The organism is Castellaniella sp. S9 (genome assembly GCF_027257175.1).
Taxonomy (GTDB): Bacteria; Pseudomonadota; Gammaproteobacteria; order Burkholderiales; family Burkholderiaceae_B; genus Castellaniella.
Genome location: NZ_JAPFGD010000012.1, coordinates 98,621 through 109,344 on the forward strand (window position 1 = coordinate 98,621; position 10,724 = coordinate 109,344).

11 protein-coding genes are annotated in these 10,724 nt (G+C 66.2%); 4 read left to right on the forward strand and 7 right to left on the reverse strand.

Annotated features, from left to right (window positions below; translation table 11 throughout):
* Window positions 1-96 precede the first annotated feature (96 nt).
* Window positions 97-354 carry a helix-turn-helix transcriptional regulator gene (locus OOZ48_RS17355; RefSeq protein ID WP_269500080.1) on the forward strand — a complete coding sequence of 86 codons (258 nt, stop codon included), beginning with the start codon at window positions 97-99 and terminating at the stop codon, window positions 352-354.
* Window positions 355-551: 197 nt separating this feature from the next.
* Here the strand turns inward: OOZ48_RS17355 and OOZ48_RS17360 are convergent, their stop codons facing one another.
* Window positions 552-1,007, reverse strand: coding sequence for an Hsp20/alpha crystallin family protein (locus OOZ48_RS17360; RefSeq protein WP_269500081.1), 456 nt, complete (start codon window positions 1,005-1,007; stop codon window positions 552-554).
* A gap of 32 nt (window positions 1,008-1,039) precedes the next feature.
* On the opposite strand from OOZ48_RS17360, the gene OOZ48_RS17365 reads away from it, so the two are divergent.
* The 3 genes from OOZ48_RS17365 to OOZ48_RS17375 all read left to right on the forward strand — a co-directional run bounded on the left by OOZ48_RS17365 (window position 1,040) and on the right by OOZ48_RS17375 (window position 2,089).
* A complete protein-coding gene (locus OOZ48_RS17365) occupies window positions 1,040-1,183 on the forward strand; it encodes a hypothetical protein (protein ID WP_269500082.1) in 144 nt (47 codons plus the stop codon).
* A gap of 221 nt (window positions 1,184-1,404) precedes the next feature.
* Entirely contained in the window at window positions 1,405-1,815 is a 411-nt protein-coding gene (locus OOZ48_RS17370; protein ID WP_269500083.1) for a type II toxin-antitoxin system RelE/ParE family toxin, read from the forward strand.
* Window positions 1,766-2,089, forward strand: coding sequence for a helix-turn-helix domain-containing protein (locus OOZ48_RS17375; protein ID WP_269500084.1), 324 nt, complete (start codon window positions 1,766-1,768; stop codon window positions 2,087-2,089). The genes OOZ48_RS17370 and OOZ48_RS17375 overlap by 50 nt, the downstream gene beginning before the upstream one ends.
* Before the next feature lie 19 nt (window positions 2,090-2,108).
* Here the strand turns inward: OOZ48_RS17375 and OOZ48_RS17380 are convergent, their stop codons facing one another.
* The 6 genes from OOZ48_RS17380 to OOZ48_RS17405 form a co-directional block, all read right to left on the reverse strand.
* Window positions 2,109-4,703 (reverse strand): exopolysaccharide biosynthesis polyprenyl glycosylphosphotransferase, encoded by a 2,595-nt coding sequence (locus OOZ48_RS17380; protein ID WP_269500085.1) that lies wholly within the window; start codon window positions 4,701-4,703, stop codon window positions 2,109-2,111.
* A gap of 106 nt (window positions 4,704-4,809) precedes the next feature.
* Complete coding sequence (locus OOZ48_RS17385) at window positions 4,810-5,934, reverse strand: glycosyltransferase family 4 protein (RefSeq protein ID WP_269500086.1); 1,125 nt, start codon at window positions 5,932-5,934, stop codon at window positions 4,810-4,812.
* Entirely contained in the window at window positions 5,931-6,755 is an 825-nt protein-coding gene (locus OOZ48_RS17390) for a glycosyltransferase family 2 protein (RefSeq protein ID WP_269500087.1), read from the reverse strand. The genes OOZ48_RS17385 and OOZ48_RS17390 overlap by 4 nt, the downstream gene beginning before the upstream one ends.
* Window positions 6,755-7,858 carry a glycosyltransferase gene (locus OOZ48_RS17395; RefSeq protein ID WP_269500088.1) on the reverse strand — a complete coding sequence of 368 codons (1,104 nt, stop codon included), beginning with the start codon at window positions 7,856-7,858 and terminating at the stop codon, window positions 6,755-6,757. The genes OOZ48_RS17390 and OOZ48_RS17395 overlap by 1 nt, the downstream gene beginning before the upstream one ends.
* A complete protein-coding gene (locus OOZ48_RS17400) occupies window positions 7,855-9,120 on the reverse strand; it encodes an oligosaccharide flippase family protein (RefSeq protein WP_269500089.1) in 1,266 nt (421 codons plus the stop codon). The genes OOZ48_RS17395 and OOZ48_RS17400 overlap by 4 nt, the downstream gene beginning before the upstream one ends.
* A complete protein-coding gene (locus OOZ48_RS17405; protein WP_269500090.1) occupies window positions 9,120-10,412 on the reverse strand; it encodes a hypothetical protein in 1,293 nt (430 codons plus the stop codon). Before OOZ48_RS17405 ends, OOZ48_RS17400 begins: the two co-directional genes overlap by 1 nt.
* Window positions 10,413-10,724: the final 312 nt, after the last annotated feature.

Genomic DNA, 10,724 nt, shown 5'->3' on the forward strand with positions numbered 1-10,724 from the left:
GCGTTCCTTGCTAGATGTCCAGCAAATTTGCCGTCGCTCGTGCCCGCCATCCATATATTACCGACCGGTAACTTAGCGCCCAGCGGCCACCCTGGCATGACGACAAACACATCGCATCCAACCGACCTCACCCCCATCCGCTCGGCCGAGGATCTGGGCGCCGTGGTTCGCGCGGCCCGGCAAGCGCAATCCCTGCGGCAAAGCGATCTGGCGGGCCTGTCCGGCACCGGCAACCGGTTCATCGTCGACCTGGAGCGCGGAAAGCCCACCGTACAACTGCAAAAGGTCTTGGACATGGTGGATCTGCTGGGCCTCGAAGTCGTCATCCGCCGCAAACGCGGGGCGCCTCGATGACCCCCAGACCGCGCGTTTTCCGGGACGGTCATCTACGAATCCAATGAAACTGGCGCAGGAAATCCTGCACGCCCTTCCAGCCGCATTGGACAACGTTGTGTCTGAACTGAAATCAGCAAGCCGCCAAACCCATGGCTGGCTCCAGATAAAGAAAGGGCCGCCCCAAAGGGCGGCCCCAGCCGGCTGACGGACGGCCCTTACTGGATATCCAGCATCCTCGCCCCCCGCTCGCCGGTTTTCTTGGGCAGGGATAGCTCCAGCACGCCATCGGCGCAGCGCGCGCTGGCGCGGGCGGCATCGATTTCGTGGCCAAGGCTGAAGCGGCGCATCTGCACGCCGTGATAGCGCTCGCGGCGCAGCACGGTTTCGCCTTCCTTTTCCACGTTTTCGCTGCTCTTTTCCACGCGCAAGGACACGACGTTGCCCTCGATCGAGACCTTGATGTCCTCCTTGCGGGCGCCGGGCACCTCGGCCTTGACCGCGTAAGCCTGGTCGGTTTCGGTCACGTCGACGTTGATGCGCGGCTCGTCGCCGCCGCGCGAGGACAGGGCGGCGCCCAGCGGAAACCTGCCGAACAGGTCATCGAAGCCGCGCAGGCCTTCGAAACCGGCCAGATCGCCGAACGGGTTGAATCGTGTGAGATTGCTTGCCATATCGAACCTCCTGAATCCAATAAGAATGCAAGATGGAAGCCGGCAATCAGGCTTTGTTGACCCTACCGGCCGTGTTGATCAATATGGGTTTACCCGGATGGAAAATCAAGGCTTACGGCGCCCTGATCCGCAGGAAGCTTGACTGCGGTCAAATAGTGCGCGTCATCGGGGCGTGATGAATCCACATTCGACAAAACCATTCACTCACTGCGCAAACATCAGGGGAACCTGTCTACAGTGGCAGCACAGCCGCGCTTTCCCATCGACAGTCCTCGATCCCCGCTGCGTCTGGCCCTGACATTTCTCGCGTGCAGACCCTTGCTGCTGTCACTGAGCAACACACGAAAATAGAAAACCTAGCACCCAGTGCTATAATTTAACAAGGTGGGTGGATGCAATGAGCAAGCAATGCCCCCGTTTCTTCAAAACCAAAGCATTCACCAAACTAGCTGCCAAGTCTCGGATTGAGGATGTGGAGTTGCTCCGATCTGGCTCTGATCTGACACAGGGAAAGGGGATCAGCCTGGGTGATGGCGTATGGAAGAAGCGGCTCAACAAGAACATGCATCGCAGCATCGTTATCGAGAAGGCCGCGGATTGGTGGTTCTTCATTTATCTGTACGCAAAGAACGACCGCGAAAATATCACTCGAGCCGAGGAGGCCGCCTTCAAGCTGTTGGCTACCCAGTATGCTGCAATGAATGAAAGGCAGCTTGATGATCTACTCGCGACAAAGGAAGTTCTGGAGATTGGCAATCATGGCGACGCAACCTCAATTCAAGAGCGATGCATTCGAGGCAATTCATAGGGCGGCCTCAAGCCTGCACCGATCAGGCGCGATGAACAAGCAGACTATGCGAGAGTTCGACGAGATGTGCCTTACGGCGGCGCCTCACTTCGATGCCCAGGCCATCGTGAAAATTCGCACGGACGCCAAAGTCAGTCAGCCCGTCTTTGCCAGGTACCTGAATACGAGCACCTCCACCGTGCAAAAGTGGGAAAGCGGTGCGAAACAGCCCAGCGGCATCGCTGCGCGCCTGCTACAAGTCGTTCAGAAACATGGTCTCGATGTGCTGACTTGAGGCAAGGGGCCATTATCGCTCATCGCGCCCCCCACCCCGTCAGGATGATCCGCACGGTCTTGAACACGACCAGGATGTCCAGCCACAGCGAGAAATGCTTGATGTAATAGAAGTCGTGCTGGATCTTGATGCTGGTTTCGTCGGTGTCGCCGGCGTATCCCTGCATGACCTGGGCCCAGCCGGTGATGCCGGGACGCACGACGTGCCTGTAGATGTAGAACGGAATCTCGCGGTCGAACCGGTCCACGAAGGCGCGCTGCTCGGGGCGCGGGCCGATCAGGCTCATGTCCCCCTTGAGGACGTTCCATAGCTGCGGCAATTCATCGAGACGCGTCTGGCGGATGAAGGCGCCGACGCGGGTAATGCGGTCGTCGTCCGTGGCGGCCAATTGGGCGCCGTCGCACTCGGCGTCGGTCCGCATGCTGCGGAACTTATAGATGCGGAAATCCTGGCCTCCCAAGCCTACCCGGCTCTGGACGAACAGGGCCGGACCGGGGCTGTCCAGGCGGACCGCGATGGCGGTGACCAGCATCAACGGCAGGGCGATGGGCGCGACGACCAGGACGCCGGCAATGTCGATGACCCGCTTGCATACGGAATACAGGGGGGAAGGCAGCAAGGATCCGACGTCGTTCTCGGACAGATGGTCGATCTCGACCCGGCCCGTCAAGGTTTCCATCATCTGGCGCACGTGGAATACGGGGATGTGGGACAGGATGCACTGGGCCAGGAAGCGCTCCCATTCCGGCCCCAGGTCTTTGGAATCGAGGTCCGCGACGACCGCATCGTAGCGGACACCCTCCAGATCGGGCACCGCCAGCCGGCGGACTTCCAGATTGGATTGCGAGACTACGGCGCAGGCCTCGCCCAGCGGCACGACGGCCAGCTTCAGGCGCCGATATCGCCGGCCGATGAAATAGCCCGCATAGCACCAGGCGAGGGCCAGGGCATAGGCCAATAGCAGGATCGGCCTGGAGTAGGGGCTGCGGCTGAAGAACAGGGCCGCAAAGGCGACGAGGAACACCGCAGTGACGACGGGCGCGATGTGGGCGATGATGGCGCCGCCCGAAAAGCGCGCCAAACGGCGCAGGGTCAGGACGATGACCACGAACGACAGGCCGACGGCGATCAAGGTGTTGATGCGGACCGGGTCCATATGGCGCCAGAACGTCGCTCCCCAGCCCAGCATTGCCGGGAGGACCGCGATCATCAACAGGCCGGCGACGAGCTGAAACGGCCAACCCAGCAACACGACTTCGTACCAGCGGGAATGGCGCCGCTCGTAGCAACCGAGCGTTTCCGGATGCTCGTGCGCGCCGGCTCCGGCGGTCCGCCCGATCCGCGCCGAGGGCAGCCAGGCAAAGGCCAGCGCCAATATCAGGTAGCCCCATTCCGACATCTCCGTCGAAAAGGTGTGCAGCATCAAGCTGCCCATATAGGCGAGGGCTGCGCCCGCGGACGCGGCAATGGCATAAACCTCGCCGGCGTCGCGATGCCCCGTATCGCGCAGCACCCCCCGCAACGGCAGGGCCGCCGCGACGATGAAACCCAGCATGCCGGCCAGGCCGAGCACGCCGAAATCCGCCAGGGCGCCCAGGAAGGCATTATGGACATGCATGGCAATGCCGTAGCCCGGGTCCATGGCGGTCGAGCCAAAGCCGCAGCCCAGCGGCAGGCAGTCCACCGATTGCGCGATTCCATTGCGCAGCAATCGCACCCGCTGGGGGTCGCCCTGGCCCAGCCTGGTCGAGGCAACAGGATCGACCGCCGCCTCGACCAGGGCCTCTGCGGTGCCGCCGGCCGTCGACGACGCGCCCGCCAGGCCCGCCGCGGACCCGTGACTCAGATAGCCGATGGCGGTGCTGAGCACCAGCAAGCCGAACAGCGCCGGCACGCACAGGATCAGCGCGCGCCGCGCCGCCGACAACAGGCGCCACTCGCGGCGCCAGACCAGCAACACCCCAAAAGCCAGGACCGTCAGGCCCACCACCAGCAGCCCTGTGCGCGAGCCGTCGACCACCACCAGGAATACGCAGCCCGCCACCGCCAGGCCATTGGCGATCCAGCGGCCGGGATGCGTCACCGTGGCGGCCAGGCACAACGGCATGAAGAACGCCCCCGCTTTCCAGATCACGCCTGGCCAAGCCAGGAAGCTGCCCTCGCGGCCGGCCGATCCCAGGTCGAGGTAATAGCCGGCCGGCCCGGCTTTGGAGGCGAGGAACACCAGCACCACGATGGCCACGACGCCCTGCAGCGCCAAAATCCGCAAACGCCAGCCGACGGCGGCCGCCAACCGCCATGCAACCCAGCAACACAAGCCGATGACGCCGATCTTGACGGCCTGGTAGAGCGTGACGGCACTGTGATTGGCCCAGGCCGAGAGCAGCATGCCCAGGATCAATGCCGCATACGACGCCCGGACCGATGCTGGCAACAGCGGCCGTTCGGCCACCGGCGCGGCCGAGCGCTGCGTGACGCCGATCGCCGCCAGCGCCCAGGCCGCCCACAGGACCCAATAGCCCAGGGGCGTCACGACATCGCGCAGGCTCCCGAGAGCGGCCAGCAGCAGGCCGCACGCCAGGACCCACGCGGCGAAAGTTTCTCGATCAACCATTCATACACCAAGCTTGCGACCACCCACATCCTAGTGAGTCGCCGAACAAGGGATGTAATGATTGGTTTAGAACGATTCAGATTGCCTCGCAACCTGCCGATTTCCCCTACCAATCGAGCAGCCAGCCGATCAATTTCCTGTCGATTTCTTTCACATCGAAACAATCCTCGGCAATCCGCCGGCTGGCGGCGCCCATCGCGGCCACCCGGTCGGGATGATCCAGGAAACGGCGCATCGCATCGGCCAGGGCGTCCACGTCCCGCGGCGGCACGAGATCACCATTGACGCCGTCGCGGACGGTTTCGCGGCAGCCCGGCACGTCGGTGGTGATCACCGGCCGGCCCATGGCCATGGCCTCCTGGGTGCTCAGCGGCACACCCTCGCGGTAGGAGGGCAGGACGAACACACTGGCCTGTGCCATCCAGGGCCGCACCGGCACGTGCCCCGGCCATTCCAACAAGCCCTCATCCACCCAGGCTTGAATCTGTCCCCGGTCCAGGCCGCCCGGATTGCTGTCCAGGCCGCCCAGCAGGACGAAGCGTGCTTGCGGATAATCGGCCCTGAGGCGCCGTGCCGCCAGCGCGTATTCCACGATGCCTTTCTCGCGCAACAGGCGGGCGACCAGCAGAAAGCACATCGGCTCGGTCACCGGCGGCGCCGGCTGCCAGGCCTGCAGATCGACACCGATGCCCCCCAGCAGCACGGACCGCGCAGGCGCCGCCAGGCCGCGCTCGATGAACTCGCGCCGGTCATCAGGATTCAGAAAGACAAGCCGATGGGCCCGGCCCAGTGCGCGGCGATACAGTGCCTCGACCCCGCGCCGCAGGAGACGGCGGCGCCAGCCGGGACGATCGCCGGTGGCCGTGAATACGTAGCCCGCCCCTTCGACCAGGGCCACCCGCCGCGGCACCCGGGCCACCCAGGCGGCCAACGTCCCGTAGACCATGGGCTTGGTGGAAAACGCGAACGAGACGTCCGGCGCCAAGCGCCGCAGGATGCGCACCAGCCGCGCCACGTCCACCAGGTCGCGCAGGGGATTCATGCCGGTGCGCTGCAGGCGGTAGTCGACGGGGACCGCCCCCAGGGCGCGCACCCCGGCGCGCGTCCCTGCATCGTAGTCCGGCGCCAGGCAATGCACCTGTACACCGTTGGCGCACAGCTCGCCGATCAGGTGCCCCCTGAAGTTCAGCAGGGACACCGCATGATGCGACACGATGGCGATGCGCCTCATGCGCGGGGATCCCGCCGGTGCGCCCGGGCCTTGGCCACGCAATAGGCCAGGCACTGCAGGCTGCGGACCGCGGCCTTGATCCGGCCTGTCCAATGGGGCTCGCGGCCGATCTGCTCGGCATAGAACAACAGGAACCCACCGGGGCTGCGCCGCAATTGCGCCCGGAAATTCCGCGTGTAGCCGTCCGCCAGATACTCGCCATGGTAGACGGCCCGGTCCAGATGGAATTGGATCCCGCCTCGATCCGCGATCCGGTTCCAGATGTAGAGTTCAGGCACGAATTTCTCGCCCGGGATGACCGGAAACGGCAGGGCCGCCATGAGGTCGCGCCGGAACACATAGGCCAGGTCGCCCTGCACCATGCGCCCCACCTGGCTGGGTGTACCGATGAAGGGTACCGGCCCTGCGTACGGCCGGCCGCGCAGGCCGCCGTCCGGTCCCGCCTTGCGGAAACACACGCCGGCCACCTGCTGCGGCCTATCCGCAGCCTGGGCCAACGCGGCCGCCACGCATTCCACGGCGTCCGGCGTCAGCCAATCGTCGCTGTCGACGATGAAAACCCACTCGCCGCGCGCCGCCCGGACCCCGGTATTGAGGGCCACGTGCTTGCCGCTGTTGTCCTGCCGCAGGACACGAACCTGAAAGCCAGTCCGCGGCCTGCAGGCACGCACCCACTGCGCCGTATCGTCCGTGCTGCCGTCGTCGACGACCAGCCACTCGAAATCATGCCGCGCCTGCGCGCACAGGCTGTCGTAGAGCCTGGGCAAGGTATGTCGGCGATCAAAGGTCGGCGTCAGGATGGTCAGCATCGGTTGTTCCATCAGTCGTCCTCCCGATAGATATCCAGCCAGGTGTCGACACTGCGCTCGATGTCCAGGCGATCCTCGACCTGCCGCCGCGCCGCCGCGGTCATCGCCGCCACCCGACCGGCATCCATCGACAAGGCCTCGACCAGACCTTGCGCCAGGGCGTCATCGTCGCCGACCGGCACCAGGATGCCGGCGCCGTTCAGCACCTCGGCCACCCCGCCCGCATCGGTCGCCACCACCGGGGTCCCCGAGGCCATGGCCTCGGCCACGACCAGCCCGAAGCCCTCGTAGCGGGAGGGCAGCACGAACACATCCGCGGCACGCATCAGCTCGGGCACGTCATGCCGGGCGCCCAGGAACACCACCCGGTCCTCCAGGCCCAGGGCCTCGCGTTGCCGCAACAGGTCCTTGCGCCGGGGGCCGTCCCCGGCCAGCCACAGCTGGACGTCCGGATATCGGCCCGCCACGTGCGCGAACGCGCGCAACAGGCCCGCGTGGTTTTTTTCATCGGCCAGGCGCCCCACGGACAACAACAGGCGGACGTCCGAGCCGGGGAGCAGGCGCCGGCGGGCCTGCGCCCGACACTCCCGCGCGTCCGAAAACAGCCGCAGGTCGATGCCATTCAGCACCGCGCGCATCCGGCCCCGCGGCACCGCCCCGGCGCGCTCGTAGGCCTCGACCGCCTCGCGGCTGACGTGGGTCGACACATCCGCCAGCCGGTCGGTCAGCCGATAGGCCAGCGCGACGGCCCGACCGCCCTCGACGGTGCTGTGCGCCGTGCACACCAGGCGGCGCATGGGGGCGATCAAGCGGACGGCCCGGGCGATCAGGTTCGCGTGGACCATATGACTATGCACCACGTCGGGCCGCCATTGCCGCAACAGCCGCCGCAGACGCAAGCAGCCCCGCAGCATCCCGACCGGCGTCTTGCTGAAATCCAGGGCATGCAATTCGACATCGGCACCCGGCCGCAACTCGGCCTCGCCCACCAGGTAGGCGAGGCCGACCCGGTGGCCGCGCGCCGCCAGGCGATCGGCCAAGTCCACCACCTGGCGCTCCGCGCCGCCCAGTTCCAGACCGGTCGCGATCAGCAGGATGCTCAGCGGCGCGCTCATGCTCCGTGCCCCTCACCCTGGCGCAGCAGACGCAGCGCCATGCCGATCAGGACCGCCAGCAGGGCCGCCTCGGCCGCCACCAGCCCGGCGGCCATGCCCAGGCCGCCATACGGCAGGGACAACGCCGTGCCGCAGGCCACGGCCAGCGCCGAAAACACCGAGATCGCATAGCTGGCGGCCTTGGCCCGACCGGCCGGGATCAGCAGCACCATGGCGATGCTCTGATTGAGGATGCGCAGCGGCGCGACGGCCAGCAGCACATAATAGATCGCCAGAGATCCTGCGAAACCCTGTCCCAACAGCAGATCCAGCACCCAGGGGCCCAGCCAGGCGCCGACGCCCGCCCCCACCACGGCCAGGACGCCGATCGCGGCCAGGACGCGGACCGGCGCGCGAAATGCCGCCGCCCCCCCGCCCGCCGACAGGTGCCTGGAGAACACTGGAAACACCGCCGACAGAAACGGCATGGCCAGGCTGGCCATGCCCTTGATCAGCTTTTCCGGCGGCGCAAACTCGCCCACCGCGCGCTTGCCCGAGGTCAGTCCCAGGAAGACCGGGATCGCCGACATCGCCAGATTGCTGGCGCTGCGATAGACAAAGAAATGAAAGCCCTCGCGGATCTGGCGGCATGCGCCGCCCAGGTCCCAGCCGACGGGGCCGACCTCGCGCCGGCACCACCAGGTCGTCAGACCCGTATTGAGCAAGGGGGGGATGGCCAGGATCGGCAAGGCCAGAATGAAATCACCGGGCGTGCGCACCATGAGGGCCAGCAGCCCAAGGCCGCACACGCGCAGGCCCACGTCCAGCAGCGCAGGCCCGGCCATGCGCTCGCGTCCCTGGAAATACCACATGGGGCTGAAGCCGAAGGCCAGGAAATAGGCCAGCACGAACGCCAGCAGGGCTGCATCCAGATACTGGTCAAACAGGCCCACGCCCCAGGCAACCAGCATGAACCCCACCAGCGGCGCCGCCAGCAGGACCTTGGCCAGCAGCACCTGGGAAAACAGGCGATTCAGGTCGGGCAGCCGCCCGCGGGCCAGCGCCGCCTGCTGCGCCGCATTGATGTTGAAGCCGTATTCCACCAGCAGCGACGCCGTCAGCGCCAGGGCCTGGCAGAACAGAATCTGGCCGTAGGACTCGGCCCCCAGCGCCCGGGCCAGGATGGGGATCTCGAACACCGGTACCAGAAAGGACACGAGCTGGACGCCATACAGGGCGCCCGCATTGCGGGCCACCCTGACGCCGGTCGTGGTTTCCGCCATCAGGCCGCCCTCGGCGGCGTCCAGGCGAACGCCAGCATGAGAATGAGGTAGCCCCACTCGGACATCTCGGTGGTGAACGTATTGAGCATCAGCGACATGCCGTAGGCGAGCGCCGCGCCAGCGGTCGCGAGGACAAAATAATCCTCGGGCGGGCCCTTGCCATGCCGCAATACACGCCAGGCCGGCAGCCCGGATGCGGCCAGAAAGCCCAGCAGGCCCGCCAGGCCCAGGACGCCAAAATCCCCCAGTGCCGCGATATAGGCATTATGGACCGCCATCAGCGAGCCCGCCCCAAGGACATCCGCGCCCGTCGTACCAAACCCGCAGCCCAGCGGCTGGCACTCGATCGCATGCGGCACGCCCTCGCGCAAAAGCTGGGTGCGCGCGGAATCCCCTTGCCCGATGCGGGTGTCGAGCGTGCGAGCCACCGCCTCTTGCACGGCGCGCCGGATTTCCGCCGCCTCGGCGCGCCAGTCCATGGACACCTCGGCCGCGGCGGGGGCCATGCCCGCGCGCACCCCCATGTTCAGCAGTTGCAGGGCCACCAGCAGGACCGGCACCAGCCACAGCCAGCGCAGCCGCCGCCACAGGCGGCCCCAGTCGCCGCGCAGGGTCACACAGGCCAGAAAGCCGATGGCAATCGCGCCCAGCAGCAACAGCCCCGTCCGACTGCCGTCGATCAATACCAGGAACACACAAGCCGCGATCATCAGGCCATCCAGCACCCAAGCCTTGGCCGCCGGACGCACCAGCAAGTCGGCGAGGAATATCGGCAGGAAAAAGGCGCCCACTTTCCACAACACGCCGTAGACCGCAAGAAAGGTCCCTTGGCGCGGCCCGCTGACCAGGACCTGTCCGGCGGGATTCCAGACTTTGGACATGGCCAGACTGACCAGCACCACGCCGATCGTCCAGGCCGCCGCCCGGACGAGGTCGCGCCAGCCCACGCGCAGCGCCAGCCGCCACATGGCCACGAACATGCCGGCGATCACTGCGACCTTGAGCGCCTGGTAGGCCGTGGTCCCATCGCGATTGACGGCGGCGGACACCACCATGCCCAGGCACAGCAGGGCGTACGAGCCCATGGCCCAGGCCGGGGGACGCCCGGAGGCCCAGGGCTGCACCCCGGCGGCATCCCGAAAAGACACCGCCAGCGCCGCCCCGGCCCACACGGCCCAGGCCGACCAGTACCCCCAGGGAGAGAGGAGGTCCCGGAGGCTGCCGGACGCCATCAGGACCAGGGAGACCACCAGCAATGCGGCGGGCGCCCTGTCATTCATCGTCACTTGCATGTCAATCAACCCTTGCCGGCCGTCGCGGCCGCCCCCTGCGGGGCTGCGCCGATCGGCCGTCGTCAGGTTAACAGTTCCGGCCTGTACCAATCGTTAGCATCTATTAATTTAGGTATATGCCACCGTACGTGGCCTGCCACTTGACCATTGTCAGTGGCCAAAAGGCCACCACCATCGCCCAGGTTGGGGGTGCGGACAAAATCTTGGACTACTCTAGGAGTGGTTCATGTATTCGTACGAAGACCGATTGCGCGCCGTGAGGCTGTACCTGAAGCTTGGCCGTCGGGTCAAAGCCACAATCCGTCAACTGGG